The sequence below is a fragment of the Luteipulveratus halotolerans genome (assembly GCF_001247745.1).
Taxonomy (GTDB): Bacteria; Actinomycetota; Actinomycetes; order Actinomycetales; family Dermatophilaceae; genus Luteipulveratus; species Luteipulveratus halotolerans.
Map to the genome: position 1 here is coordinate 306,829 of NZ_LAIR01000002.1, position 25,556 is coordinate 332,384.

Genomic DNA, 25,556 nt, shown 5'->3' on the forward strand with positions numbered 1-25,556 from the left:
CGTCACTGCGACCCACTCCGACCGGCGCGGGTGCGGGCGCGCAGCACGGCACGAGCGCGCCGCACCTCGGCGACCAGCTCAGGGACGCGGCGCCACCACGGGGCCTTGACCGAGCCGTCGGGCAGGACCCTGCTGCGGGGACTGGCGGTGCGGAGCGCGATGCCGGCTGCCGCCCGTGCGGCCGAGATGCGGTGCCGCAGCCCGCCCGTGGACAGAGCGACGTAGAGGTGGAACGCCGTGGAGCGTCCACCGCCCGCGAGCAGCCGGTCCCAGGCGAGCTGCTCGGCGGGGTGCAGGTCGCCGGAGACCGGAACGCCGATCTCGGCCCAGAGATTCTCCAGCACCTGATCGGACCTGAAAGTCGTTGCGAGAGAAGCGAACTCAGCACGCATCGCGGCGTCATCCCGCAGCATCGTGACGATGCGCCTGCGGTCACTGCGGCTCCTGGGTCGGTCCGGCGTCCGGGCTGCGTGCACCGCGATGACCAGCGCCTGGCCGGCCCGGGACGGCACGTCGACCGCTCTCCCGGCGAGCTCGACCGTCTCTCGCGACTCCCACAGCCGCTCGAACACGACGTCGGGGTCCTCGAAGAAGCCCGGGTAGAACGTGTGCAGGTCGATGTCGCACGGCCAGCGCGGGTGGTAGAGCTCGACCGAGTGGTCGGGGAAGAAGCGCGGGGCGGGCGACTGCACCCGGGTGCGCCACCCGAGGTCGCGCAGCGCCTGGACCACGGGCTCGGCGCGCCCGTCGACCAGCAGGTCGGCGTCCGTCGACGGACCGCGCTCGCGGAATCCTTGGCGCGCAGCGGCCGGCCCCTTCAGGCCGAGCACGCGCACCCCCAGGGCCTCGGCCTCGCGAGCGACGAGGCCGTAGGCCAGCTCGACGGCCTCCGAGATCGAGAACGCAGTCTGCTGCGTCATGCGCGACCCCTCTCGTGCGCGGCGGCGAGCTGGGCCAACGCGCCCTGCTCGAAGAGGCGGTCGATCAGCGGGATGACGGACGCTCGTACGACGTCACGATCGGCGGCGTACACCGCGCACAGGTGGTCGCACACGTCGTCCAGGGTCGCGTCGCGCGACAGGGCCTCCCAGGCGTCGGCCGCGGTGCCGTCGAGCACCAGCGGCTGGGCCGCGCCCGGCGGCAGCACCACGAACCGCCCCGCACCGGCGACCACCAGCACGTCGGGGTGTGGCCGCCAGCGCGGCGTCGAGACGTGGCTGCTCATCGGACCCGCACCTGGTTCGGGTCGAGGCGGGCGACGTACCGACGCACACCCCATCGGCGGACCTGACGCAGCCGGGACATGCGTGACGCCGCGGAGACCGACGTGCGGCCACCGAGCGTGCCCGCGATCGTCGTACAGGCCAGGTCGAGGCGGACCCACAGCGCGAACGGGTACGACCGGTGCAGTGCTGCGAGCCGCATGGTCGCGTCAGCCCGGGCCTGCTCGACCAGGACCGAGCTCTCCTTCATCGAGAACGCCGCCTCGTGGCCGACGACCAGCTCTCGCAGCAGGAGCAGCGCGTGGCCGGCCGCAGCCGCGCGCAGGCTCAGGTCGGCGTCCTCGCCGTAGAGGAAGAAGTCGGGGTTGAACGGTCCGAGTGCGCGCAGCACGTCGGTGCGGGCGAGGAGGGCGCCGCCGCAGACCTTGCCGACAGGAGTGGACGGGCCCTCGATGGCGCGTACGCCGGCCGCCACCCGGCGGCGACGCAGCGCGCGCTCGGTCGAGGTCCACCAGTGCCAGTACGCGTCGACCTGGACCGCGCCGTGAGCCATGAGGTAGCCGGAGTAGAGCGCCGGCGTGGCGTCGGACTCCATGGCGAGGACGGCGTCGAGCGAGCCCTCGACGAGCCAGGCGTCAGGGTTGAGCAGGAGCACCAGATCGGACCGGGCGTGCTCGATCATCAGGTTGCAGGCGCGGCCGAAACCGAGGTTGTCGCCCGAACGCACGACCTCGGCACGCCACTCCGGGCGCTCCAGGACCGGTCGCGGGCTGGCGTTGTCGACCACGACGACCTGGACGTCGCGACCCAGTCTCGTCGCCTCGGCGCGGACCGATGCGATGCACCGGTCGAGCATCTCGGCCGGTGCGTTGTAGGCGACGACCCCGACGCTCAGCCAGGGACGGTCAGCGGCCATGGGGGACCTCCCGCTCGGGCACGAGAGCCGACGGTGCCGGCGTACGACGCGCCCACCGTCCGGCGCTCGCGCGCCGCCCCATCCAGATGAGGAACACGACGGAGGTGACCGCGAAGCCGGTGGGGGCAGCCGCGACGGCGAGGGTGTGCGACCCCGTGAACCACGCCGCCGTCCAGATCGCGACGACCAGCGCACAGCACGGCACGAGGTAGAGGTACTCCACGGCGGGGACGCCGATGCCCGACATCATCTGGGTGCCGACGGCGGTGAGGGCGTGCAACGAGAACGCGACCACGAGCAGCGTGAGCAGCGCGGGGTCCAGCGAGCGCCCGCTGAGCTGGTGCACGAGCAGACCGGCGGTGACGGTGGCGAGCCCGAGGACGACGACGACCGCGCCGCACGCCCGCAGCGCCGCACGGTAGATCCGCGAGAGCTGCTGCCGATCGGTGCGGTTGACCGCGGCGTCCGCGGCGAGCACACCGCTCAGCGCGATGACGACCAGCCGAGGCAGTCCGGCCAGCCGGGCGGCGAGGTCGTACCGGGCCAGCAGACCCACCGGCACCAGCGCGCCGACGACCCAGCGGTCGAGCTGGGTGAGACTCAGGCTCAACGTCGTGGTGCCGAGGCGGGCACGGAGGAAGTCGCCGAAGTGCACGTCGTCCAGTGCGGCGCGCTCCCACCGGGGGAAGGGGCGGAACGCGTACAGGCACATGGCGGCCCCCGCGATCACGCCCCCGAGGGGCAGTGCCCACACGCCTGCGCCCAGCGCGAGGAGCGCGACGACGACGGTGGCCTGCAGCAGCGCCTGGCTCAGCACCGCGACCGTACGCCGCCGCAGCTCGCCCCGGACGAGCATCAGCCCCGTCGCGACGAGGGCTGCACTGCGCAGCGCGCCGCCCGCCGCCACCGAGAGCAGGAACGCCGACCCGGCCGGGCCGGTGAGCGCGAGGTCCTTGCCCGCGGAGTAGGGCAGCCACAGCAGCGCGAGCACGAGGCCGGGCGCGAGCGAGCCCAGCACGGCCAGGACGGTCGCGCGGACGAACCGGGCTCGGTCCAGTGAGCCCGCTCCCTCAGCCGCGAGGACGTACGGCGTGGCCCCGAAGTCGAAGACCAGCGTGATCGACAGGACCACTGCTCCCAGGGCCCAGGTGGCGTACTCGGCGTCGGACAGGAACGGCCGGGCGGCCAAGGGCAGGACGTAGAGCAGGCCGGACGCGACGAGTACCGGCAGGCCCGTCGTGACCATGCGCGTCGAGGCGTTGGGGATGCCCTTCCTCACACCGGCCATCCTGACGCCTCGGGACGCTCGCGGTGGGCGCCACGACGGAGGGGCGTCGAGATCGTTGAGGTACGGTCCCGGCACGGGTGGCGCAGCGCCACCTCGAACCTCGTGGAGGTGCCGTGCCGACCACCGTGCTGTTCGTGTGCACCGGCAACATCTGCCGTTCGCCGTACGCCGAGCGTTACGCCCGGCTGCTGGTCGAACGGGCCGGCGCCGCCGACTGGCAGCTGGGCAGCGCGGGCACGTCGGCGGTCGTCGGCGCACCGGTCGAGACGTCGATGGCCGCAGACCTCGCCCGGCACGGCGCCGACCCGGAGGGGTTCGCGGCGCGGCAGCTCACGCCGGCGCTGCTGACCGACGCCGACCTCGTGGTGACCATGGAGCGCTACCACCGCTCGTACGTCGTCGACGACCACCCGCTGCTCGCACGTCGCACCCTGACGCTGCGACAGCTGCAGCGTGCCGTCGCTGCACAACCGCCCGGGCTCACCGGTCGGCGCCTGCTGGACGCCGTGACCGGACAGGTCGTCGCCCCGCGACCCGGTGACAGCATCGCCGACCCGTACGGCCGTGGCTCCGCGGCGATGCAGAGCGCGGCTGCCGCGATCCGCGAGGTCCTGGACGCCACCGTGCCGCGACTCCTCGACTGAGCGGGCCAGGGGTACGCCGACCGGCTCGGCGGCGTACGACACCGCCCCGGGCTCAGTAGGCACCGTTCTTGCTGACAACGGCGCGTGCAGTTTTGAGCAGGAGGAGCAGGTCACCGGTCATCGACCAGTTCTCGACGTAGAACAGGTCCTTCTGCACGCTCTCGGCCCAGGAGAGGTCGGACCGTCCGCCCACCTGCCACGGGCCGGTCATACCCGGTCGCACGTTGAGGCGACGACGCACGTGCGCCTCGTAGGCGTCGACCTCGGCCTGCACGTGCGGTCGCGGGCCGACGAGCGACATCGTGCCGCGCAGCACGTCGAACAGCTGGGGCAGCTCGTCCAGGGAGAACCGGCGCAGCACCCGTCCGATCGGAGTCACGCGCGGGTCCTGACGCAGCTTGAACTGCACCGAGTTGCCCTCGTGCTGCTGGTGAGCCAGGGCATCGAACATCCGCTCGGCGCCGTCGGTCATCGACCTGAACTTGGTCATCGAGAACGGCGTGCCGCCCACGCCGATGCGCCGCTGCCGGTAGAGCACCGGCCCGCCGTCGTACAGCTTGATCAGCGCGGCGAGCACGAGCATGAGAGGTGCGAGCAGCACGACGAGTGCCGCCGACGCGACGATGTCGAACAGGCGCTTCATCGTGACCCGCAGGCCGATGTAGTGCGGCACCTCGACGCTCATCAGCGGGAGCCCGTCGATCGGCTGCCAGTGCACACGAGGGCCGGCGACGTCGGTCATCCCACTCATCAGCGCCATCCCGACGGTGGTGTCCTCGAGCGACCACGCCAGGGCGCGGAGGCGCTCGCGGCCGAGGCTGTCGTACCCGGCCACGATGACCTGGTCGAAGTCGATCGCCAGCCGGCTGTCGACGAAGTCGCGGGGGTCGCCGAGCTGGGGCACCCGGCGACCGTCGGGCAGCTCGACGGTCGCCGTCGACCCACCGCTCGCCACCGCGGCGACGCCGTACCCCGCTCTCGGGTTGTGCGAGATCCGCTGAAGGACGTACTCGACCTCGGACGGCGACCCCACGACGACCGAGCGACGCAGTCCGACGCCCCGTTCGCGCTGCGCGAGCAGCCTCCGGCGGTGCAGTCCCCGACTGATGAAGAGGCCGACCAGGCCGAGCGGAAAGGCCAGCGCGATGTAGCCGCGTGAGATGTCGGTGCGCACCACCATCGTGAGGATGGCGAACAGCCCGAACACGTAGAAGGTGGCCCTGAAGACCCGCCTGAACTCCTCCGCACCAATACCGAAGATGTCGGCCCGATAGCGGGTCTTCGATCTTGCGCGTGATAGCGGTCTGAGGGTGGGGCTCGTGGCCCTGCGGCAGGCTGGGTGTTCTCTACGCATCCAGCAGGCAGGACCACGAGCGTGTTCAAGGCTACGGCCGATGTCGATCCGGCGACGACGTTGTTCAATCTCCCGGGGTACCGGGTGCTGTCAGTGACTCGCGATGCGGGCGGGACTCGGCAGGTGCTGATCGAGGCTGGCGTGGTCGAGGCAGCGTGCCCGGGTTGCGGGGTGCTTACCTCGCGGGTGCATCAGCGGACGGTGCAGCGGGTGCGGGATGTGCCGTTCGACGGGCCGGTCGAGGTGCTGTGGTCCAAGAGGCGGTGGCGTTGCGCCGAGCGGTTGTGCCCACGGACGACGTTCACGGAGCATACCGAGCAGGTGCCGCCGCGGGCGCGGCTGACGACACGGCTGAAGGAACGGCTGGTGGCGGCGCTGTCCGGTGAGGTCCGGGCGGTGGACCGGGTCGGCGCCGAGTACGGGGTGACCTGGCCGACCGTGATGCGGCAGCTGACCGCGGCCCATGCTGCCCGGGCCGCGGCCGAGCAGTTCCGGCCCCGACCGGTGGCCTCGTTGGGGATCGATGAGCACCGGTTCCGCACGGTGCGCTGGTTCCGCGATGAGGCCGGTGCCTGGAAGCGGATCGAGCCGTGGATGACCACGTTCACCGACCTGGCCACCGGGCAGGTCCTGGGCGTGGTCGATGGCCGCGACAGCGCAGCAGTCAAGACGTGGTTGCGGACTCGGCCGCGATGGTGGCGTCACCGTGTGCGGACGGTCGCGATTGACCCGTCCGCGGCGTTCCGGTCTGCCGTACGGTCCTGGTTGCCCAAGGCCAGGGTCGCCGTGGACCACTTCCACCTGGTCAAGCTCGCCAATGACGCCCTGACCAAGGTGCGGCGGCGGGTGTCCTGGGACCGGCACGAGCGCCGCGGTCGAGGCACCGACCTGGCCTGGGCGCACCGCCTGCTGCTCCTACGCGGCTACGACACCCTCTCCAACCGTGCCCGGGAGCGGCTGAACGCCGTTCTGGCACAGGATGATCCGGCCCAGGAGATCAGCGCCGCGTGGGGTGTGAAGGAACAGCTGCGCCGTGTGCTGGCGGCCAGCAGCATCGCCGACGCCAGCGCCGAGCGGGCCACGTTCAACCAGTACGTGTCCTGGGCCGCGATGCCCGAGACGACCCGGCTGAAGAAGACCATCGACACCTGGTGGGCCGCGATCAAGGTGTTCATCCAGACCCGTGCGACCAACGCTCGCACCGAAGCCGCGAACGTCACAATCAAGAACATCAAGCGAGCAGGTCGCGGATACCGCTCACACACGAACTACCAGTGCCGCATCATGCTCTACAACGCCGCCCGAAGCGCGGCATGAACACCGACGTCACGCTGAAAGTCGAAGAGCCCCGATAGCTCTGCTGTGCGGCGAGTGCGCAGCACCAGCAGATGGCCAGCACTGCCGAGATCCCGGCATACGCACCGAACTGCGACTCGTCCTGGGCACCGAAACGCAGAACGAGAGCACTTGTCGTCGCCAGGCACACGACGACGATGTCGGAGATGATCACACGTCGGACGTACGACGTCATCACGTCCGTGCGGGACGTACTTCCCTGACTCGTGCGCACGGCGACCGGTGGCCGCGAAAATGATGCGTGCTCACGGCGGCCAGTGGCAGAGTTCTTCCCATCCGACATGCGCCCACCCCAAAGAACAAGAAGCCGATTCTTGCGCCCCCGCGCGTCGCCAGAATACGCAGACCTGACCTTCTCAAGCCACAATCCGGGAAAAAGAATGGTAAAGAAATTCGGTCGGTCACCCCTCGGCCGGGTCGACTACCAGCGGCCCTCGGCGCGCCATCGGCTTTCGGGGACGAGGTATCCGTCGGCGACCAGCGCATCGATGAGCAGAGCCTGCGAGCTCACGTCGACACCACGATCGGTGAATCTGCGCCGACCGGACCTCAGGTGCGATCGCATGGTCTCTGCGCTCACCCCCATCACCCGCGCGAACTGCCCCGGCGACAGGCCGCGGCGCGAGGCGTACGCGCACAGGACCTGGATCTGGCGGTCGGTGAGCTCGACGCCGAGCAGGCTCGGCCTCACCACGTCCGCCGGCCATCCTGGACGCTCGACGAGTCGTACGAGCGTGTCGAGCCCGACGGTCGGCTCGACCCAGCCCACCGCACCCTCGAGCCGCGCGCGCTCGGCAAGGGGAGTGGCAGCACCGCTGCCGAGGACGACCGTGCGCGTGCCGAGACGGGCCAAGACTCGTATCTTGAGTGCGAGCGGGACCCAGTCGTCCAGGAACGCGTCCAGCAGCACGGTCGTCGGAGGACGTCCGCCGGCTCGGAGGGTGGTGCTGAAGTCGTGCCAGGAGTAGGCCGAGCAGGTGATGTCGAGTTCACGGGCGCTGCGAGCCAGCCGACGAACAGCCCGGCCGAGCACCGGGCTGGACACGACCAGTCCGGTGCTGCAGCCGCGGGCGCTCTCCTTGTCCCCCACGGACAGGATGCTGGCACAGGCTCGCCGGATCGCATCCTCGTCGGGATCGTGTCACCGCTGCTGCTGCACCGCGACTGCCTGGCTCGCGCGCTCGACGAGGAGGCGCATCAGCCACGGCTGGAGGGCCGGGTGGTCGACCACGAGCTCGACGACCACGTCGACGTGCTGCTCGTCGACCAGCGGTGCGAGGGGCTGGACGAGCTCGTCGAGCAGTCGCGTGTCCCGGTGGTCGTCTGGGGTGGATACCGCCACGAGTCGTGGGCGGCGGGCCTGCGTGAGCGGGGCGCGGCGGCGTACGTCACGCTGCTGGCGCACCCGGCGGACGTGGCCATCGCGCTCCGTCGTGCCTTCCACGGGCTGACCACCTACCCGTCGTTGGCCGGGGCGCCCCAGGAGCAGCTGACGCAGCGTGAGCTGGAGGTGGTGCACGCCTACGCGTGCGCGTTCCCGCACCTGTCTCGCGAGCAGGTGGCGGGCCGGCTGCAGATCAGCGAGAACACCTTGCGGGTGCACCTGGGGCGAGCCCGCCGCAAGCTGGGGCTGGGGTCACGGTCCAGCCGCGTGCAGCTGCGAAGGGCCGTGACCGCGCGTGACCTGAGCAGCTCGAAGGGACTCGCATAGTCCTTCTGGGTGAATTCTGTGCGCGTTCATTCCGAACGCCGCTACGGTGGCCGTGCGGAAGTCGGGGAGATCGTTGATTTCCTTCCGCGTGCGGACCTCTCATCTCAACGACTCTTCGAGTCAGGCCAGGAAGGTAATCATGTCCGAGGAGCAGAAGAACGTCCCAGACGTGACACGTCGGACCCTTGCCAAGGGCGCTGCCTGGTCTGTTCCGGTGCTTGCTGTCGCCGCAGCCGCTCCTGCGAGCGCCGCCAGTCCGGAGCCCCCGACCTGCCCGACGTGTCTGCGTGCCGGATCCATTCCGACGCCCGTCGTGTCGGTCGCCACCAACGCCAATGGCTCGGCCGCGCTGTTCCCGTTCGTGGTCACGGCCAATGTCAATGCCAGCTCGTGCGACCTGTCGTTGTTCAAGCCGGCCTACACCGCGATCATGACGTCGGCCACGCTGACGATGAGCGACGGCAGCACCTATAAGTCCAACCTCGGCCTCGGCACTGGAGTGGGCACGCTGGGCTCGATCAGCGCATTCGCCTTCGCGGGCAACTTCTCGAATGTCACGCTGAGCAAGTTCACGGGTTTCCCCCAGACCTACCCCAGCGGCGGTATTCGTCCGACGAAGTTCTGCATCGACTTCAACTTCATCTTCATCGGGCTGCCGAGCCTCATCGAGATCACCTGCCCGCAGACCCTGTGCTGGAACATCTCCTCGACCGCGGTCGGCAAGGGCGTCGCCGGCATCGGAGCGGTCACCTTCACCAGCCTGCTCACGCCCGCCTGAGCCGCTCTCGTCCCGACGGCCTCGACCCCGTACCGGGCTCGGGGCCGTCGGTCTGCGGTGGCTCAGTCCGAGCCCGGCAACGGCGCTGCGGTCAGGTCGGCGCCGTGCCGGCGCAGCAGGTCCTCGATCGCGTGACGTCCGAAGACGCCGCCGTCACCGAGCGGGTGCCGTGTGCTGATGTACGCCGCCCCAGGGCTCGCGGGTACGCCGACGGCCGCGGCGACATCACCGTCGTCGTACCACGCGTGCTCGACGAGCTCGGCGAACACCGCGTGCTGTGCGAACTCCTCCGGGGTGCCACGCAGCACGGGTTGCAGGTCGAGGCCGTCGGGCAGGCGAGTGGGCCACCACCGGAAGTACGGCACCAGGTCGTGGCAGGTGCGACATCCAGCGCTGAAGAACACGAGCACGGTCGCGGGTTGCTGCAGATCGACCAGCGACAGGCGTGCCCCGTGCGGGTCCTGCAGGAACAGCTGCTCGGGCCGCGGCCGCGACCGCCAGGTGCGCAGCTCGGACCAGCCCCGCATCGTGACGGCGGCGACGACCACGGCCGCAGCCAGGGCGCGGACAACGGAGCGGTCGTCGCCGGCGACGCCGAGGGCGAGACCCACGAGGGCAGCCGCTGCAAAGCCCACGTTGCGCAGCAGGGTCCGGCGCGACACCGGGTTGCGCGAGAGAGTCCCGAAGCAGTGGCAGTCCGCCGGGCGCTCGGCTCGGACGACGCGCCACACCACGACGACGAACACCAGGTGCAGCGCGAGGACGGCCACGGCGCACGCGGTGCGATACGCGCCGTCGAGCGTGAGCGCCCCGACAGCCGCGACGAGCTCAACGACCGGCACACACGCGGCCACGGACGAGCGCTGCAGGGTGAGCGGCACGTCGAGCTCGCGCATCGCCTGCCGCACCGGCCTGGACCGTCCGAGCTTCATGGCCCCGCTCACGACGAGCGCACCGGCGCTCACCAGCGTGGCCAGCACAGCGATCACGCGCACGATGTGATCCTCACCTGGGGCGGACGGTGACTCCGGCGACGCTAGTCCAGGCGACGCCGCGCCGTTCGGCACCGCGCCGCCGTACCGCCGGTGCGCGGCTACGGTGGCGGCATGACTTCGGTTCGCCGCACCGCTCGTACGACGCTCGCCGGCCTCCTCGTCGCAGCCTCCGTCGCCTCGGTGGCCGGGTGCTCCGGTGACGACTCCGGCTCGGCGACGACCGGGTCGGCAGCGGCGCCGACCACGACGACCGGCGCGGCCGCGGCCACGAGCTCGCCCGGCAGTGCGTCCACCTCGTCGGCCGCTCCGTCCGGTCCGGCGCTCGCGGCGGGCAACGGCACGCTCACACCGCAGGTGCTGCAGCGCCTCGGCAAGACGTCGTTCACCGACGCCGAGCTGGCGGGTGCGTCCCGCGGCACCTGGAAGGGCACCGGCATCGCGGTCCGTGCCCAGGGCCAGGACGTCACGCTGCTGGTCAAGGAGGGCGCCACCTGGAAGATCGTCGGCGGCTGGTGGCCCTCGAAGGGCGCGCCGGGCCCCTACCTCGGCGGCAAGCGGCACGTCGTGGCCCTCGGCTCCGACGCCCGCCTCGGGCAGGACATCCAGCACAGCCGCGCCGACACGATCCAGGTCGTCGGGGTCGACGGCAAGGGCGGCGGCGGCATCCTCGGCCTGCCGCGTGACACGCTCACGACCCTCCCGAACGGCAGCCAGGGCAAGATCAACGGCGCGATGGTCTCGGGCGGGCCGGCCGGGATGGCCCGGACGGTCTCGCGGACCACCGGCATCCCGTTGCAGGGATATCTGCTGACCGACTTCGTCGGGTTCCAGCGGGCGGTGCATGCGATCGGCGGCATCACGGTCACGCTCAAGCGCCCGGTCAAGGACGTGCCGGCCGGCACGCACAACCTCACCGCCAAGCAGGCCCTCACCGTGGCGCGCGAGCGCAAGTCGTTGCCCGGCGGTGACTTCGACCGGTCCGCCAACCAGGGCCTGATCCTGATGAGCGGCTACGCCAAGCTGCGCACCCTCGGCCCGACCCGCCTGCCCGGCCTGATGACCGCGATCAGCCCGCACATGAGCTCCGATCTCACCCCGGCGCAGGTGCTGACTCTGCTCGCGAGCGCCTACCAGGCCAACCCGTCGCGGGTCGGCCGCAGCGTCGCCGACGGCCAGGCCGGCAGCGGACCGGGGGGTGCGTCCGTCGTACGCCTCACGCCGGCGGCGAAGGCCGAGTTCGGACGCTTCCGCGACGGCAACCTGTGACGGCCTAGGCTCGCTCGGGTGGACACGCAGCCGACCTCCGCACCGCAGCGCGACGCCCGACCGGTCGTCCGTCGTGCGCGTGCCGCCGATGTGCGCGAGATCCGTGAGCTGGTCCGCCCCTATGTCGACCGGCGCGCGATCGTGCCCAAGCCGGCGGTTGCGTACTACGAGTCGCTGCAGGAGTTCCGGCTCGTCGAGCTCGACGGCCGGCTCGCCGGCTGCGGGGCGCTGCACGTCATGTGGGACGACGTCGCCGAGGTGCGCACGCTGGCGGTCGCCGACTGGGCCAAGGGTCGCGGGGTCGGGGGCGCCGTGCTGCGGGGGCTGCTCGACGACGCGCGCGAGATCGGCGTACGCCGGGTGTTCTGCCTGACGTTCGAGACCGGCTTCTTCGCCCGGCACGGGTTCGTCGAGATCGACGGGCAGGCGGTCGAGCCGGCGGTCTACGCCGAGCTGCTGCAGTCGTACGACGAGGGCGTGGCCGAGTTCCTCGACCTCGACCGGGTGAAGCCCAACACCCTCGGCAACACGCGAATGTTGTTGGAGCTGTAGGAGATTCGGCGGCTCGGAACCACCTCGCCCGTCACGTAGTCGGACCCTCGTTCGCGTATCGACGAGGGGCGGGAAGCCGCCCGAGGAGTTGTTTCCTGTGGGTTCCACCATGCCCGATTCCACGTCACACCACGGCCGGCCGAGCCGTCGTACGGTCCTCGGCGGTGCAGCCGCTGCCGTCACGGCGACGGCCATCGGCTTCTCGTTCAAGGACGCGCCCGGCGCCAGCGCCAAGGGCCACCGCATCCGGCCCCGCTCGGAGTGGGGCTTCGACGGCTGGGCCAAGAAGGTCGACTCGGTGCCGCGCGGCAAGCGCACCCACTTCGTCGTGCACTGGCAGGGCCCCAAGAGCAACTGGCTCAAGGACCTGTTCAAGGATGACGAGATCAAGAACGGTCCGGGCGCACCCAAGCAGATGCACGAGATCGCCAAGGACGACGACGGCCCCGGCATCGAGTACAGCTTCGTGATCACCCAGAAGGGCGAGATCTGGGAGGGCCGCGGGTTCGACCTGTTGGCCGGCGCGGTCGAGGGCTTCAACACACTGGCGATCTCGGTGCAGATCCACATCCGCGAGGGCGACTCGCCCAGCGACGAGGCGATGCGTGCTCTGGAGTGGCTCTACTTCGAGACCAACCGGGTGCTCAGCCGACCCGGGCGCTCGCACATCACCGAGCCGCTCACGATCAGCGGCCACAACGACCACTACGGCACCGAGTGCCCTGGCCCCGACCTGAAGCGATGGGTCGACGACGACGGCCCCCGCCTGCGGCGTGAGGCGCAGGAGGACTTCGCCGCGCCGCCGTTCGAGGGCGGTAGGCAGGTGCTCCCGTTCCCGGGTGAGAAGGCGTTCCGCATCGGCAAGTCGGACCCGGCGGTGCTCGACCTCGACAAGGCGCTGATCGCGAAGGGCTACACGAAGCACCACGACGGCAACGGCTATCAGGCCAGCCGCACGTTCACCGAGGCGACGCGTCTGAACGTGCGCGACTTCCAGCTCGCCCAGGGCTGGCGTGGCAGCGGCGCCGACGGCTACCCGGGCCCGCAGACGTGGGACCGCCTCGTCAACGGCTGACCCGAACCTCCCGCGTCACCATGCTGCGAATCTCGTCTGTCCGGCACTCCATGGAGTGCCGGACAGACGAGATATGTCGCTGGGTCGGTGGCTCAGTCGCCGATGCGGAAGGAGCGGCCCTTGCCGTGACAGATCTGGTAGGCGTCGGACATGGGGCGGTCATCGAGCACCGCTGTGCTGCAGAGGAACTCGCCGACCTGGGCGTATCCACCGTTGCCCTGGACGTTGCCCGACTCGATCGCGCGGCCGTAGCCGCGGGCGGTGCTGCGCACGAGCGTGCAGCTGATGCGGCCGGTCATCACGACGAGCGGTTCGCCTGCCGTGCTGCAGTCGGTGCCAGGACCGGCCAGGGTGGCGGTCGTCCGGGTCGGAGCAGGGTCGGACGGGCCGGGCTCGGTCGTCGGGCGCTGCGACTTCGGGGTCGTCGGTCGCGATGACGCCGAGGTCGGCGACGGGGTCGTGCTCGGCACGGACGTCGACGAGCCGGGCAGCGAGGTGAACCATGTGGTCGTCGTCGCGGTGGTCGCCGGCATGGTCGTCGACGGGCTCGGCGTACTCGTCGCCGCCGGCGTCGAGGTCGCGAGCGTGGTGCTGCTGCTCGAGCCGTCGTCGCCGCTGCAGGCCGCGAGGGCTGTGACCGCGAGGACGGACAGGGTCGATGCGACAGCACGGTTCATGGACGAGCCCCCTCGGCGTGACGACAGGTGCGACCCTAGCGCCGACCCCCGTCAGCGCGAAGCAGCGTAGAGCCGGCGTACGACGTCCTCGATGTCGGGCTCCTCGATCGACAGGTCGCGCACCTCGGCGCGCTCGGACACCGCGGCGAGCACGGCTGCGGCCGTCGTGTGCTCGGCGTCGAACGCGAGTCGCTGCTGCAGCCCGCGGCTCTCACTGCCGAGGTGCTGCGTCGCCGGCAGGCCGACCAGGTCGGACGTCGGCTCGGCGAGGTCGACGACCAGCACCCGTTGGGCACCGACGCGCCGCGACAGACCGGTGAGGGTGCCGTCGTACGCGAGGTGCCCGTGGTCGACGACCAGCACCCGCTCGCACAGCCGCTCGATGTCACCCATGTCGTGGGTGGTGAGGAGCAGCGTCGTGCCGTGTGACCGGCGCTCTTGCACCAGGAACTCGCGCAGCCGCTGCTTGGACAGCACGTCGAGGCCGATCGTCGGCTCGTCGAGGATGACCAGCTGGGGCGAGTGCAGCAGGGCCGCAGCCACCTCGGCCCGCATCCGTTGGCCCAGCGAGAGCTGCCGCACCGGCGTACTGAGGAAGTCGCCCATCTCGAGCTGTTCGACCAGCTCGTCCGTACGCCGACGCTCGCCCTCCGAGGTGAGGCGGTGGATCGCGGCGAGGATGGTGAACGACTCGCGGACGGGAAGGTCCCACCACAGCTGGGACCGCTGCCCGAAGACGACACCGACCTGTCGCGCGAGCAGCCGCCTGTCCTGCACCGGTCGCAGTCCGCACGTCGCCACCGACCCCGAGGTCGGCACGAGGATGCCGGTGAGCATCTTGATGGTGGTCGACTTGCCGGCCCCGTTGGCGCCGATGTAGCCGACGGCGGAGCCCGCCTCGACGCTGAACGTCATCTCGTCGACAGCGCGGATCTTCTTGCGCCGCAAGCCATCTCGTACGGTGAAGTCCCGCGTGAGTGCGTGGGTCTCGATGATGGTGCTCATCCGCCGCCTCCTTGGTAGTGCCGTACGCCGATACGCCAGAACAGCAGTGCCATCGCCCACGCCCAGATCGCCGCGAGCGGTGTGCACCAGGCCAGCCAGGACGGCAGCCACTCCGGCCCGGGGAGGCCGAGGATCTCCAGTGCCGGCAGGTAGCCCGTGAACGCCATCGGGAAGAAGAACCCGAACAGCACCTTGAGCGGGCGGTTCCACACCGCGCCCGGCTGCGTGGCTGCGTACCGACCGCCGTAGACGAACGCGTTGGTCATCTCGGCGCCGTTGATCAGGAAGAACTGCGCACCTGCCGCCCAGACGAAAAGCGCTGAGAACACGGCGAATCCGCTGACCATCGACAGCGCGAGCAGCGCGACGACGGAGGGTGACCAGGCGATGTCGTTGACCACCAGGGCTGTGACGACGCACGCGATCCCGACCATCGCCCGCGTCAGCCGCCGCAGGCTGATGTCGCTCGTGATCAGCTGCAGCAGCAACGGCTGCGGGCGCAGGTAGAACACGTCGAGCGTGCCGGCGCGGATGTAGGTCGGCAGGTTGTCGCAGTGACCGAACGCCAGGTCGGTGAACGAGAACGCCACGTCGGCGAGCCCGAACACCAGGAGGATCTGGCTGAACGTGAACCCGCCGAGGGAGTGCACGTTGTGGAACAGCACCCACACCTCGGCGAGCTCGATGATGCCGATGAGCAACGAGCTGAGCAGGTCGATGCGGAAGTTGGCCTTGTACGACCGCTGCGCCCTGACCCGGGAGGCGAGGACGGCGCGGTACGCCGCGAGGTCAGCCACCCTGGACCTCCAGCTTGTGGCGGCCGCGTCGGGTCACGATCTGCCCGATCAGGGCGACGGCACCCAGCCAGCCGACCTGGGCCGCGACGAGGCCCAGTGAGGCGAGCCCGTCGACGCGCCCGGACAGGACGTCGATCGGGTACATCATCATCGACGGGAACGGTGTCGCCGTCGCGAGCGCGTGCAGCCACTGCGGGAACAGCGAGATCGGCACGAACAGCCCAGCGAGGAACCCCGAGATCACCATGTACAGCACCTGTACGCCGCGGGTCTCGACCATCCAGAACCCGGTGGTCGCGACGAGGTAGACCACCGCTGCACCGAGGGTGATGCCGAGCACCAGGCTGATCAGGCCGAGCAGGTAGGGCCAGGGCGAGCTCGGCATCGACATCCCGACGACCACGGCCCCGATCAGCACCGACGGGATGCCCCGAGGGACCAGCGCCCACAACGACTTGCCGACCTCCTGGACGATCGCTGCGGCCTGCACGTCCAGCGGGCGCAGGAAGTCGGTCGTCACCGAGCCGTCCTTGATGCGATCGGCGATGTCGCTGCGCCCGAACAGGTTGACCGAGCCGAGCATCCCCTGGGAGAGCCAGATATAGGCACTCATGGTGCCGACGTCGTACCCACCCAGCTCACCGCCGGCGGCCTCGACCGTCGCGAACAGGACGGCGACCTTGAGGAACCCGAACGTCGCATTGGCGACCAGGCCCCCGAGTGCGGCGAGGCGGTAGGTCGACTGCTGGCGGATGCCTGCGACGAGCAGACGCCAGTAGGGGAGGAGGCTCGCACGCACAAACGCGAGAACTTACTCCGCAACGTGCCGAGGCACAACCCTGCCAGCGGGCCTAGGGTGGCGGGCATGACTGACGCGACGCAGCCGCAGTTCATCATCGTCATGGGCGTGTCCGGGTCGGGCAAGACGACCGTGGCCAAGGGCATCGCCGAGCGGATGGGCTGGATCTTCGCCGAGGGCGACGACTTCCACCCGAAGGCCAACGTCGACAAGATGAAAGCCGGCCACCCGCTCACCGACGAGGACCGCTGGCCGTGGCTGCGGTCCATCGGGGCGTGGATCGACGAGCACGAGGAGGGCCGCGAGAGCGCGGTCATCACTTGCTCGGCGTTGAAGAAGACTTACCGCGACCTCCTGCGCGAGGGGCGCCAGGGCGTGCGGTTCTGCCACGTCGACGTCGATCGCGCGGTGCTGCAGGAGCGGCTCGCGCAGCGCAAGGGGCACTACATGCCGGCGTCGCTGCTCGACAGCCAGCTCGCTGATCTCGAGCCCCTGCAGAAGGCCGAGCCGGGCGTCGTCGTCCACGCCGAGGGCAGCCCCGACGAAGTGCTCGCCGATACGCTCGCCGCGCTCGGGCTGGCCGACGAACCCGCAGGCGGACGCAAGGGCATCGCCCAGGAGCCCACGGGCGAGTCGCGAGGCACCACATCTCGCTAGCCGAGCCGGCCCGCTGGCCGAGCCGGCCCGCTGGTCGAGTAGGGCGAGGCGCTGGCCGAGCCCGTATCGAGACCACCGCGACCGCGCGCGACGAGTCTCCCCGCGCCGCACCGGGTCTCGATACGGCTCGCGCTGGGGCGCTCGCCTACTCGACCAGCGGTTGTGGTCGCCGCCCGAAACAGGGTGGTGGATCACTGTGCACTGGTTCGCCAGGTGAGCCATGCGAGCCCGTGGTTCACCACGCGAACCAGTGCACAGCGCCCGCCGAACCCCTCCTCGCCCGACAGCCGGCCCCCGCTGGCCGAGTAGGCGAGGCGCTCGCCTACTAGACCGGCGATGGTGCGGCTCAACCGGCGGGGGCGGCGTCAGGCGGGCAGGCGAAACCTGTTGTCCGACATCGGTTCGACGAGTCCGTCGGCGACCAGGCCGTCGAGGCAGCGCTCGCGCTGGATCTCATCGGACCAGACCTTCTCGACCTCGGCCCGGCTGACGGGTTCGTCGCTCTCGCGCAGCAGCTGCACGATGCGTCCGCGCACCTGACGGTCGGTGCCGGCCCACTTCTGACCCCGGCGGGGTGGGCCGTCGTACGCCGGTCGCCCGGCCAGCACCCATGCGCACCGGCCCAGAAGCGGGCAGTCGTCGCAGCGCGGGCCGCGGGCGGTGCAGACGAGGGCGCCGAGCTCCATGACGCCGACGTTCCACAGCCGGGCCTCCGACTCCGAGTCCGGCAGCAGCGACGCCGCGAGGTCGGACTCGGCCCTCGTCAGCGACGGAGCAGGGTGCTCGACGCCGGTGACGGCGCGGGCGTGCACCCGCCGCACGTTGGTGTCGACCACCGGCACTCGGATGCCGAACGCGAAGGCCGCGACGGCCGCGGCCGTGTAGGTGCCGACGCCCGGAAGTGCTTGCAGGTCAACGAGATTCGAGGGAACTTCGCCGTCGTGACGCTCGACCATCGCGGTCGCGGCGGCGTGCAGCCGGAGCGCTCGGCGCGGGTAGCCGAGGCGGCCCCACGCGCGTACGGCCTCACCGGAGGCGACGCCGGCCAGGTCGGCGGGAGTGGGCCAGCGAGCCATCCACTCCTCCCACACGGGCAGGACGCGCACCACCGGCGTCTGCTGGAGCATGACCTCGGAGACGAACACGCCCCACGGCGAGCAGTCGGGACGGCGCCACGGCAGGTCGCGCTGGGCCTCGGCGTACCAGTCGAGGACGGCGTCGTGCAGGTCGGACACGCTCAGACGTAGCGCTCGAGGATGCTCGACTCGGCCAGCCGCGACAGGCCCTCGCGGACGGCGCGGGCCCGGCTCTCGCCGACGCCCTCGACCGCGGTGAGGTCGTCGAAGTTGGCGGCCAGCAGCTTTTGCAGCGTGCCGAAGTGATCGACGAGGCGGTCGACGATCGCGCCCGGCAGCCGTGGCACCTTGGACAGCAGGCGGTAGCCGTGCGGGCTGACGGAGGCGTCGAGCGCCTCGCCCATGACCGGGAAGCCCATCGCGCGGGCGCCGGCGGTCGGGTCGAGCAGGTCGGTGGACGACAGGGTCGAGAGGCGGTCCATGGCCTCCTGGACGCTCAGCTGCTCGCGGGTGCTCTCGATGTAGTCGCGGATGACCAGCTCGCGGTCGTTGCCGAGGCCGCCGACGAGCTCTTCGAGCTGCAGTGACATCAGGCGGCCGTCGGTGCCGAGCTCGACGACGTACTGGTCGATCTCGGCGCTGATGCGGCGCACCATCTCGAGGCGCTGGAGGACGTTGGCGACGTCGCGGACCGTCACGAGGTCCTCGATCTCGAGTGCCGAGAGGGTGCCGGTGACCTCGTCGAGGCGCGACTTGTAGCGCTCGAGCGTCTGCAGGGCCTGGGCCGAGCGGGACAGGATCGCGTTGGACCCCTCGAGCACGTGCCGGACGCCGCCGACGTAGAGCGCCACGATCTGCATCGACTGGCTCACCGACACGACGGGGAAGCCGGTCTGCTTGGCGACGCGCTCGGCGGTGCGGTGACGGGTGCCGGACTCGCGCGTCTCGATGCTCGGGTCGGGCACGAGCTGGGTCGCGGCGCGCATGATGCGCGTCATGTCGCGGTCGAGCACGATCGCGCCGTCCATCTTGGCGAGCTCGCGCAGGCGCGTCGCGGAGAACTCGATGTCGATCGGGAAGCCGCCGGTGCTGATCTCCTCGACGACCTTGTCGTGACCGAGCACGATGAGTGCGCCGGTGCGGCCGCGCAGGATGCGCTCGAGGGCATCACGCAGCTCGGTGCCAGGGGCTACGGCGGCGAGCGTCTCGCTCAGCAGCCGCTCGTCCGATCGGTCCACGTCGGGGAGTCTAACGGCGCCGTCGTACGCCGGTCGTTCCCCTCGGACCTCCCCCAATACTCAGGCGGATGTGTCACGCTCGTACATCGGGTTCTTCGCAGGCCACGCGGAGGCGGCGACGCCAGCCAGGCACCGACGCAGACGGCCCGACCGACCACCCTGTGGGAGATGTAGTGACGCAGTACGACGCAGACCGCACAGCCAGCACCACGACCGATGCTGCCGACCCCCTCGCATCCCGTGCGAGCGACGAGCACACGGTGGTGAGGCACGAGGAGCGACTCGACGTGAGCACGTCGCGGCGCGCGTCCGGCAAGGTCCGGATCGGCAAGAAGGTCGTGGTCGAGACCGTGCAGGTCCCCGTCCAGGTCCGCCGTGAGGTCCTGGTCTACGAAGAGCTGCCGGCCGACGAGACGCCGGCCGAGTCGGCCGAGACCTCGCCCGCCGTGGGCGCGCGACCGATGGGCTCCCGACGAGAGCGGTTCGGCCACGCCGACGGCGACGCGCTGCCCGAGGGCCCCACGGAGGTCGTCCTCCACGAGGAGCGACCCGTGGTGAGCCTGCAGACCGTCCAGGTCGAGCGGGTGCGGATGGTGCCCAGCACCAAGGACGCCGAGCACTCGGTGACCGAGCCGGTACGCCGGGAGCAGGTCGAGCTCGTACGAGCCGAGCCCGCCGCGTCCTGACCTCGGCTCGTCCGCCTCAGGACGACAGAACGGCCCGGCACCTCGTCGTTGAGGTGCCGGGCCGTTGCTCTGGGGGAGGAGCCGTCAGCCGGTGATCTTCGACAGCGTCGGGTCGTTGGCGTACGCCTGCTTGGCGTTGGCCTTGGTCACGATCTGCGGCGGCAGCAGGTACGCCGGCACGACCTTGACGCCGTTGTTGTAGCTCTTGGTGTCGTTGGTGTCGGCCTTGCCGCCGGACTGCAGCTCGCCGACCATCTTGACGGCCTGTTTGACCAGGTTGCGGGTGTCCTTGTTGATGGTGGAGTACTGCACGCCCGCCATGATCGACTTGACCGACTCGACCTCGGAGTCCTGGCCGGTGACGATCGGGTTGGGCTTGCCGGCCGACTTGGTCGAGGTCAGGATCGCGCGGGCGAGCGTGTCGTTGGGGGACAGCACGCCGTCGATCGCCTTGCTGCCGCTGTAGTTGGACAGCAGCGTGTCCATGCGCTTCTGGGCGTTCTCAGGCTTCCAGCCCTGGGTGACGGCCTGGTTGAACGACTTCTGGCCCGAGCCGACCTTGAGGGTGCCGTCGTCGATCTTGGGCTTGAGCACCGACATCGCACCGTCGAAGAAGACCTTCGCGTTGGCGTCGTCGGGCGAACCGGCGAACAGCTCGATGTTGTAGGGGCCGTTGGGCTTCTTGGCCTTCATGCCGTCCAGCAGCGCCTGGCCCTGCAGCTGGCCCACCTTGTAGTTGTCGTAGGCCACGTAGTAGTCGACGTTGGGGGAGTTCAGCAGCAGACGGTCGTACGCGATCACGACCGCGCCGGCGTCGTGCGCCTGCTTGATCTGGGTGTTGAGCTGCGACCCGTCGATCGCGCCGATGATGATCACCTTGGCTCCGTTGGTGACCATCGAGCTGATCTGGTTCTGCTGCTCGGTGACGCCGCCGTTGGCGAACTGCACGTTGGGCTTGTAGCCGGCCGCCTTGAGGTCGGTCTTGAACAGGTTCTCGGCGAGGACCCAGTTCTCACTGGTCTTCTGCGGCAGCGAGACGCCGATGACCGAGTCCTTGGCGAAGCCGCCGGAGCCGCCGGACGCCGTGCCGGAGCCGCCGCCGCCCGACTCGCTGTCGTCGCGTCCGCCACAGGCGGACAGGGCGAGGGCGAGGACAGCCGCACCGGCAGCCATCGTCCGGAGGTGCTGGTTGGTACGCATACCGATTTCCTTTGCGGTTGTGCCGGCCGGATGGCTAGCCGTGGGAGGGAGTGGCCGTGCCGGACTGCTGCCCGCGGCCCTTCATGAGCTGGCCGACGATCGAGAAGCGGCCCTGGTTCTTGTTCCAGACGTCGAGGGCGACGGCTGCGAGCAGCACCAGGCCCTTGGTGATCGAGGTCGCGTCGGCGCCGACGCCCTTGAGCTGAAGCCCGGAGTTGAGGACGGCCATGACCAGGCCGCCGACCATCGAGCCGGTCACCGTGCCGACACCACCGCTGACGGCGGCGCCGCCGATGAACACGGCCGCGATCGCGTCGAGCTCCCAGTTGGTGCCGTCGAACGGGCCCGAAGCAGTGGAGCGGCCGATGAACATGATCGCGGCGACCGCGGCCAGCAGGCCCATGTTCATGAGCACGAGGAAGTTGACCTTACGGCTCTTGACGCCGGACAGCTCAGCGGCCTGCTTGTTGCCGCCGACGGCGTACACGTGACGGCCGATGACCGTGCGCGAGGTGATGAACCCGTAGATCAGCACGAGCGCGACGAGGATCAGGCCGGGGATCGGGAACGACGTGCCCTCGCGGCCGGTGGCGTACTGGTAGGTGAGGTAGAGGATGACCGCGCAGAGCGCGACCATCTTGACGACGGTCACCCACAGCGGGTCGACCTCGGACTCCATCTTCACGGCCGTACGACGAGCCCGCCACAGCCCCCAGACGACGGCGGCACAGGCGGCGAGGCCGAGCAGGACGGTGAGGTTGTTGTAGCCGGTGTCGGGTCCGACCTCGGGCAGGTAGCCGGCGCCGATCTTCTGCAGCTCGTCGGGCACCGGGATGCTGTTGGACTTGCCGACGAACTGGTTGGCGCCGCGGAAGATGAGCATGCCCGCGAGGGTCACGATGAACGCGGGGATGCCGACGACGGCGACCCAGAAGCCCTGCCACGCCCCGACCAGTGCGCCGACGGCGAGGCCGAGCAGGATGCCGGCCCACCAGGGCAGTCCCCAGTCGGCGATCGACTTGGCGACGACGATCCCGACGAACGCCGCGACCGACCCGACGGACAGGTCGATGTGGCCGGCGATGATGACCATGACCATGCCGATCGCGAGCACCAGGATGTAGCTGTTGCCGTTGAGCAGGTTCATCAGGTTGTCCGAGGTCAGCATCTTGCTGCCGGTCCACCACTGGAAGAACAGCACGATGACCACGAGCGCGCCGAGCATGCCGAACTGGCGGACGTTGTCGCCGAACAGCTGGTGGAAGACCGAGCCGCCACGGGTCTCGGGCTCGGGCGTCGGGTCGGCCGGAGCGGGCGCGGTGTCGACTGAAGTAGCCATGAGGGGGTGATTCCTTTGTCGGTCGCCGGTCAGGCGGACTGGTCGGTGCGAGAGGCGCGGGGGTTGGAGGTCATCAGGCGCAGGAGGCTCTCCTGATCGGCCTCGTCACGGGTGAGCTCACCGGTGACCGTGCCCTCGAAGATCGTGTAGATGCGGTCGGAGATGCCGAGCAGCTCGGGCAGCTCGGAGGAGATGACGATGACGCCCTTGCCCTGGTCTGCGAGGGCCTGGATGATCCCGTAGATCTCGTACTTGGCGCCCACGTCGATGCCGCGCGTGGGCTCGTCGAGGATCAGCAGGTCGGGGTCGGTGAACATCCACTTCGACAGGACGACCTTCTGCTGGTTGCCGCCCGACAGCTTGGAGACGCCCTCGTCGACCGACGGTGTCTTGGTACGCAGCATCCGGCGGTAGCGCTCGGCGACCGAGTGCTCCTCGCCGCGGTCGACCACACTGTTGTGGGCGATCTTCTTCAGGCCTGCGGCGACCGTGGTCCGCTTGATGTCGTCGAGCAGGTTGAGGCCGAGCGACTTGCGGTCCTCCGTGACATAGCCCAGGCCGGCGTCGATCGCCTGCGACACGTTGTGCAGGCGAATCTCCTTGCCGTCCTTGAAGATTCGGCCCGACTCGTAGATGCCGTACGAGCGTCCGAAGACCGACCGCGCCAGCTCGGTGCGCCCGGCGCCCATGAGCCCGGCGAAGCCGACGATCTCGCCGCGACGCACGGTGAACGAGGCGTTCTTGCAGACCAGGCGCTCGGACGACTGCGGGTGGCGGACGGTCCAGTCCTGGACCTCGAAGAACACCTCGCCGATCTGCGGGGTGTGGTCGGGGAACCGCGACTCGAGGGTGCGACCGACCATCGCCTTGATGATGCGGTCCTCGTCGACGCCGCCCGCGCCGACGTCGAGCGTCTCGATGGTGTGGCCGTCACGCAGGATCGTGATCGAGTCGGCGATCGCCTCGATCTCGCCCAGCTTGTGACTGATCATGATCGAGGTGATGCCGCGGTCCTTGAGGTCCGTGATCAGGCCGAGGAGGTGCCGCGAGTCGGTCTCGTTGAGCGCGGCGGTGGGCTCGTCGAGGATGAGCAGCCGCACGTCCTTGTTGAGGGCCTTGGCGATCTCGACGAGCTGCTGCTTGCCGACGCCGATGTTCTTGATCGCGGTGTCGGGGTCCTCGCGCAGGCCGACGCGCTGGAGCAGCTCCTGAGCGCGGGCCTTGGCGAACCGCCAGTCGATGACGCCGCGCTTGGAGGGCTCGTTGCCGAGGAAGATGTTCTCGGTGATCGACAGCTCGGGGACGAGCGCGAGCTCCTGGTGGATGATCACGATCCCCTCGGCCTCGGACTCGCGAATGTTCTTGAAGCCTGCCGGGCGGCCGCGGTAGGTGATCTGACCGTCGTACGAGCCGACGGGGTGCACGCCCGACAGCACCTTCATCAAGGTCGACTTGCCGGCGCCGTTCTCACCGCAGATCGCGTGGATCTCGCCCTCGCGCACGTCGAGGTTGACGTCGTCGAGCGCCCGAACTCCGGGGAAGCGCTTGGTGATCGACTGCATCCGCAGGAGGTACGCCGGTTCGGCGTCCGTCGTGGAGACCGGGGGCTGCGACATGTGGTGGGTCCTTCGGGTGGAGCGTGCCCAGGCGCGGCCGGGGCGACGACGGTGTCGCGGATATGAGGTGGATCACGCGTGGCGAGTAGTTAAGCCTTCAGTTGTGCTTGCCGTCAAGCAATGAACGCAAGGACGGGCTGAGGCCGGCATGACGCAGGACGACCGAGGCCGCGCCGAGAGCCTCGGCGCGGTCACCCAGCGACGAGGTGACGACCTGGGTGGTCTCGCCGACGACGGGGACGGCGTGACGCATGAGCCCTCGGCGTACGGGCTCCAGCAGCACGTCGCCGAGAGCGGCGAGCGGGCCGCCGAGCACGACGACCTGCGGGTTGACGAAGTTGGCGAGCGTCGCGATCACGCGACCGAGCACGAAGCCCGCGTCGTCGATGACGCGCAGGGTCGCCGAGTCGCCGTCGAGCCCGTTGCGGACGATGTCGGCCGTGCTCAGCGCCGAGGTCGAGCTCGGCGCGAGTGAGGCGAGCATGGTCGACGTCGACGCCAGCGTCTCGAGGCAGCCGCGGTTGCCACACCGGCAGAACGGTCCCTGCGGGTCGACCGTGGTGTGGCCGATCTCGCCGGCCGTGCCGAGCGCGCCGTAGTGCAGCCGGCCGTCGATGATCAGGCCCGCGCCGATGCCGGTGCCGACCTTGACGAAGATCAGGTCCTGGGCGTCCTTGCGCTCACCCCAGGCGATCTCGGCCATGGCTCCGAGGTTGGCGTCGTTGTCGACCAGGACGTCCAGGCCCAGCCGTTCGCCGAACGCATCGGGGACGCTGGTGCCGACCCACGCGGGCAGGATCGCGCCGTCGAGGACCGTGCCGGTGCGCCGGTCGATCGGGCCGGGCAGTCCGACGCCTGCACCGATGACCGACGTGCGCGGTACGCCGGCCTCCGCGACGAGCCGTTCGAGCAGGCGGGCGGCCGCCTCGATGCCTTCGTCGGCACTGTGGCCGATCGGCAGGGAGTGGGAGTCCTCGGCGATGATCTCGTACCCGATCGTCGTGAGCACGACCCGGACGTGCCGGCGTCCGACGTCGATGCCGGCCGCGACGGCGCGCGTGCCCTGCAGTCGCACTGACATGGCGCGACGCCCGGAGCTGGTCGTCGGCTCGGTGACCGCGAGGCCGTCCTGGCTCAGCGACTTCACGATGTTGGAGATCGTGGCGTTGCTCAGCCCGGTCGTACGGGCGAGGTCGGCCTGGGTCGCGGGGCCGCCGGTCAGCAGGGCGTGGACGACGGCCTGACGGTTGCGCAGTCGCAGCGCTGACTGCGACCCGGGCGCGTGCGGGGTGGTCACGGCGTGAGCCT

Annotated in this window: 27 protein-coding genes; 10 read left to right on the plus strand and 17 right to left on the minus strand. The window is 70.2% G+C overall.

The annotated features are described in order from the left end of the window. Nucleotides 1–2 precede the first annotated feature (2 nt). The 4 genes from VV01_RS01910 to VV01_RS01925 are packed head-to-tail and all read right to left on the minus strand — an operon-like array spanning nt 3 to nt 3,418. Nucleotides 3–920 carry a nucleotidyltransferase family protein gene (locus VV01_RS01910; RefSeq protein WP_050668409.1) on the minus strand — a complete coding sequence of 306 codons (918 nt, stop codon included), beginning with the start codon at nt 918–920 and terminating at the stop codon, nt 3–5. Then, nucleotides 917–1,225: a PqqD family protein gene (locus VV01_RS01915; protein ID WP_050668410.1), complete on the minus strand. Its 309-nt coding sequence runs from the start codon at nt 1,223–1,225 to the stop codon at nt 917–919. The genes VV01_RS01910 and VV01_RS01915 overlap by 4 nt, the downstream gene beginning before the upstream one ends. After that, nucleotides 1,222–2,139, minus strand: a complete 918-nt coding sequence (locus VV01_RS01920; protein ID WP_050668411.1) for a glycosyltransferase — start codon at nt 2,137–2,139, stop codon at nt 1,222–1,224. Before VV01_RS01920 ends, VV01_RS01915 begins: the two co-directional genes overlap by 4 nt. After that, nucleotides 2,129–3,418 carry an MATE family efflux transporter gene (locus VV01_RS01925; protein WP_050668412.1) on the minus strand — a complete coding sequence of 430 codons (1,290 nt, stop codon included), beginning with the start codon at nt 3,416–3,418 and terminating at the stop codon, nt 2,129–2,131. Before VV01_RS01925 ends, VV01_RS01920 begins: the two co-directional genes overlap by 11 nt. Before the next feature lie 122 nt (nt 3,419–3,540). Between VV01_RS01925 and VV01_RS01930 the strand changes: the two genes are divergently transcribed. After that, nucleotides 3,541–4,071: an arsenate reductase/protein-tyrosine-phosphatase family protein gene (locus VV01_RS01930; RefSeq protein ID WP_050668413.1), complete on the plus strand. Its 531-nt coding sequence runs from the start codon at nt 3,541–3,543 to the stop codon at nt 4,069–4,071. 52 nt (nt 4,072–4,123) lie between these two features. Here VV01_RS01930 and VV01_RS01935 read toward each other — a convergent pair whose 3' ends face one another. Then, nucleotides 4,124–5,425 carry a sugar transferase gene (locus VV01_RS01935; protein WP_071606259.1) on the minus strand — a complete coding sequence of 434 codons (1,302 nt, stop codon included), beginning with the start codon at nt 5,423–5,425 and terminating at the stop codon, nt 4,124–4,126. Between the two features lie 21 nt (nt 5,426–5,446). Here VV01_RS01935 and VV01_RS01940 point away from each other — a divergent pair, with 21 nt between their 5' ends. Next, a complete protein-coding gene (locus VV01_RS01940; RefSeq protein ID WP_050668175.1) occupies nt 5,447–6,742 on the plus strand; it encodes an ISL3 family transposase in 1,296 nt (431 codons plus the stop codon). Nucleotides 6,743–7,202: 460 nt separating this feature from the next. Here VV01_RS01940 and VV01_RS23735 read toward each other — a convergent pair whose 3' ends face one another. Further along, nucleotides 7,203–7,871: a helix-turn-helix domain-containing protein gene (locus VV01_RS23735; protein WP_050668415.1), complete on the minus strand. Its 669-nt coding sequence runs from the start codon at nt 7,869–7,871 to the stop codon at nt 7,203–7,205. Between the two features lie 48 nt (nt 7,872–7,919). Between VV01_RS23735 and VV01_RS23740 the strand changes: the two genes are divergently transcribed. Both VV01_RS23740 and VV01_RS01955 read left to right on the plus strand, forming a co-directional pair. Next, nucleotides 7,920–8,492 carry a helix-turn-helix transcriptional regulator gene (locus tag VV01_RS23740; RefSeq protein WP_197274972.1) on the plus strand — a complete coding sequence of 191 codons (573 nt, stop codon included), beginning with the start codon at nt 7,920–7,922 and terminating at the stop codon, nt 8,490–8,492. Between the two features lie 139 nt (nt 8,493–8,631). Next, nucleotides 8,632–9,270, plus strand: a complete 639-nt coding sequence (locus tag VV01_RS01955; protein ID WP_157508707.1) for a hypothetical protein — start codon at nt 8,632–8,634, stop codon at nt 9,268–9,270. Between the two features lie 62 nt (nt 9,271–9,332). On the opposite strand, the gene VV01_RS01960 is transcribed toward VV01_RS01955, so the two are convergent. Next, complete coding sequence (locus VV01_RS01960; RefSeq protein WP_050668418.1) at nt 9,333–10,265, minus strand: MauE/DoxX family redox-associated membrane protein; 933 nt, start codon at nt 10,263–10,265, stop codon at nt 9,333–9,335. Nucleotides 10,266–10,376: 111 nt separating this feature from the next. Here VV01_RS01960 and VV01_RS01965 point away from each other — a divergent pair, with 111 nt between their 5' ends. From VV01_RS01965 to VV01_RS01975, 3 genes are all read left to right on the plus strand, one after another. After that, the gene (locus VV01_RS01965; protein ID WP_157508708.1) at nt 10,377–11,531 is read left to right on the plus strand and encodes an LCP family protein; all 1,155 of its coding nucleotides are present in this window, start codon (nt 10,377–10,379) and stop codon (nt 11,529–11,531) included. A gap of 18 nt (nt 11,532–11,549) precedes the next feature. Then, a complete protein-coding gene (locus VV01_RS01970) occupies nt 11,550–12,083 on the plus strand; it encodes an amino-acid N-acetyltransferase (RefSeq protein WP_050668420.1) in 534 nt (177 codons plus the stop codon). Between the two features lie 109 nt (nt 12,084–12,192). Continuing rightward, nucleotides 12,193–13,158 carry a peptidoglycan-binding protein gene (locus tag VV01_RS01975; RefSeq protein WP_157508709.1) on the plus strand — a complete coding sequence of 322 codons (966 nt, stop codon included), beginning with the start codon at nt 12,193–12,195 and terminating at the stop codon, nt 13,156–13,158. Between the two features lie 92 nt (nt 13,159–13,250). Here the strand turns inward: VV01_RS01975 and VV01_RS01980 are convergent, their stop codons facing one another. Continuing rightward, a complete protein-coding gene (locus VV01_RS01980) occupies nt 13,251–13,430 on the minus strand; it encodes a hypothetical protein (RefSeq protein WP_157508710.1) in 180 nt (59 codons plus the stop codon). Between VV01_RS01980 and VV01_RS23160 the strand changes: the two genes are divergently transcribed. Continuing rightward, entirely contained in the window at nt 13,420–13,905 is a 486-nt protein-coding gene (locus VV01_RS23160) for a hypothetical protein (protein WP_157508711.1), read from the plus strand. The two genes, VV01_RS01980 and VV01_RS23160, sit on opposite strands and share 11 nt — an antisense overlap. Here VV01_RS23160 and VV01_RS01990 read toward each other — a convergent pair. The 3 genes from VV01_RS01990 to VV01_RS02000 are packed head-to-tail and all read right to left on the minus strand — an operon-like array spanning nt 13,887 to nt 16,436. After that, nucleotides 13,887–14,840 carry an ABC transporter ATP-binding protein gene (locus VV01_RS01990; protein ID WP_050668424.1) on the minus strand — a complete coding sequence of 318 codons (954 nt, stop codon included), beginning with the start codon at nt 14,838–14,840 and terminating at the stop codon, nt 13,887–13,889. The two genes, VV01_RS23160 and VV01_RS01990, sit on opposite strands and share 19 nt — an antisense overlap. Next, on the minus strand, nt 14,837–15,637 hold the full coding sequence (locus tag VV01_RS01995) for an ABC transporter permease (RefSeq protein WP_050668425.1): 801 nt from the start codon (nt 15,635–15,637) through the stop codon (nt 14,837–14,839). The genes VV01_RS01990 and VV01_RS01995 overlap by 4 nt, the downstream gene beginning before the upstream one ends. Then, entirely contained in the window at nt 15,630–16,436 is an 807-nt protein-coding gene (locus VV01_RS02000; RefSeq protein WP_050668426.1) for an ABC transporter permease, read from the minus strand. Before VV01_RS02000 ends, VV01_RS01995 begins: the two co-directional genes overlap by 8 nt. A 66-nt stretch (nt 16,437–16,502) precedes the next feature. Here VV01_RS02000 and VV01_RS02005 point away from each other — a divergent pair, with 66 nt between their 5' ends. Further along, nucleotides 16,503–17,093, plus strand: coding sequence for a gluconokinase (locus tag VV01_RS02005; RefSeq protein ID WP_082221150.1), 591 nt, complete (start codon nt 16,503–16,505; stop codon nt 17,091–17,093). Nucleotides 17,094–17,458: 365 nt separating this feature from the next. On the opposite strand, the gene VV01_RS02010 is transcribed toward VV01_RS02005, so the two are convergent. Both VV01_RS02010 and disA read right to left on the minus strand, forming a co-directional pair. Beyond that, nucleotides 17,459–18,334 carry an HhH-GPD family protein gene (locus VV01_RS02010; RefSeq protein ID WP_050668427.1) on the minus strand — a complete coding sequence of 292 codons (876 nt, stop codon included), beginning with the start codon at nt 18,332–18,334 and terminating at the stop codon, nt 17,459–17,461. Continuing rightward, nucleotides 18,331–19,407 (minus strand): DNA integrity scanning diadenylate cyclase DisA, encoded by a 1,077-nt coding sequence (disA, locus tag VV01_RS02015; RefSeq protein ID WP_050668428.1) that lies wholly within the window; start codon nt 19,405–19,407, stop codon nt 18,331–18,333. Before disA ends, VV01_RS02010 begins: the two co-directional genes overlap by 4 nt. A 173-nt stretch (nt 19,408–19,580) precedes the next feature. Here disA and VV01_RS02020 point away from each other — a divergent pair, with 173 nt between their 5' ends. Beyond that, nucleotides 19,581–20,093 carry a YsnF/AvaK domain-containing protein gene (locus VV01_RS02020; protein WP_050668429.1) on the plus strand — a complete coding sequence of 171 codons (513 nt, stop codon included), beginning with the start codon at nt 19,581–19,583 and terminating at the stop codon, nt 20,091–20,093. 84 nt (nt 20,094–20,177) lie between these two features. On the opposite strand, the gene VV01_RS02025 is transcribed toward VV01_RS02020, so the two are convergent. The 4 genes from VV01_RS02025 to VV01_RS02040 form a co-directional block, all read right to left on the minus strand. Then, nucleotides 20,178–21,293 carry a substrate-binding domain-containing protein gene (locus VV01_RS02025; protein ID WP_050668430.1) on the minus strand — a complete coding sequence of 372 codons (1,116 nt, stop codon included), beginning with the start codon at nt 21,291–21,293 and terminating at the stop codon, nt 20,178–20,180. Between the two features lie 34 nt (nt 21,294–21,327). After that, complete coding sequence (gene mmsB / locus VV01_RS02030; RefSeq protein ID WP_082220787.1) at nt 21,328–22,632, minus strand: multiple monosaccharide ABC transporter permease; 1,305 nt, start codon at nt 22,630–22,632, stop codon at nt 21,328–21,330. A 29-nt stretch (nt 22,633–22,661) separates the two neighbouring features. After that, a complete protein-coding gene (mmsA, locus tag VV01_RS02035) occupies nt 22,662–24,248 on the minus strand; it encodes a multiple monosaccharide ABC transporter ATP-binding protein (protein ID WP_050668431.1) in 1,587 nt (528 codons plus the stop codon). A 97-nt stretch (nt 24,249–24,345) separates the two neighbouring features. After that, a complete protein-coding gene (locus tag VV01_RS02040; protein ID WP_231635132.1) occupies nt 24,346–25,545 on the minus strand; it encodes an ROK family transcriptional regulator in 1,200 nt (399 codons plus the stop codon). Nucleotides 25,546–25,556: the final 11 nt, after the last annotated feature.

Coding starts and splice junctions, on each gene's coding strand:
- VV01_RS01990 (WP_050668424.1), bottom strand. CDS start 14,840: ATGAGCACCATCATCGAGACCCACGCACTCACGCGGGACTTCACCGTA.
- VV01_RS01975 (WP_157508709.1), top strand. CDS start 12,193: ATGCCCGATTCCACGTCACACCACGGCCGGCCGAGCCGTCGTACGGTC.
- VV01_RS01910 (WP_050668409.1), bottom strand. CDS start 920: ATGACGCAGCAGACTGCGTTCTCGATCTCGGAGGCCGTCGAGCTGGCC.
- mmsB (WP_082220787.1), bottom strand. CDS start 22,632: ATGGCTACTTCAGTCGACACCGCGCCCGCTCCGGCCGACCCGACGCCC.
- VV01_RS02005 (WP_082221150.1), top strand. CDS start 16,503: ATGACTGACGCGACGCAGCCGCAGTTCATCATCGTCATGGGCGTGTCC.
- VV01_RS01920 (WP_050668411.1), bottom strand. CDS start 2,139: ATGGCCGCTGACCGTCCCTGGCTGAGCGTCGGGGTCGTCGCCTACAAC.
- mmsA (WP_050668431.1), bottom strand. CDS start 24,248: ATGTCGCAGCCCCCGGTCTCCACGACGGACGCCGAACCGGCGTACCTC.
- VV01_RS01915 (WP_050668410.1), bottom strand. CDS start 1,225: ATGAGCAGCCACGTCTCGACGCCGCGCTGGCGGCCACACCCCGACGTG.
- VV01_RS01935 (WP_071606259.1), bottom strand. CDS start 5,425: ATGCGTAGAGAACACCCAGCCTGCCGCAGGGCCACGAGCCCCACCCTC.
- VV01_RS02025 (WP_050668430.1), bottom strand. CDS start 21,293: ATGCGTACCAACCAGCACCTCCGGACGATGGCTGCCGGTGCGGCTGTC.
- VV01_RS01955 (WP_157508707.1), top strand. CDS start 8,632: ATGTCCGAGGAGCAGAAGAACGTCCCAGACGTGACACGTCGGACCCTT.
- VV01_RS01965 (WP_157508708.1), top strand. CDS start 10,377: ATGACTTCGGTTCGCCGCACCGCTCGTACGACGCTCGCCGGCCTCCTC.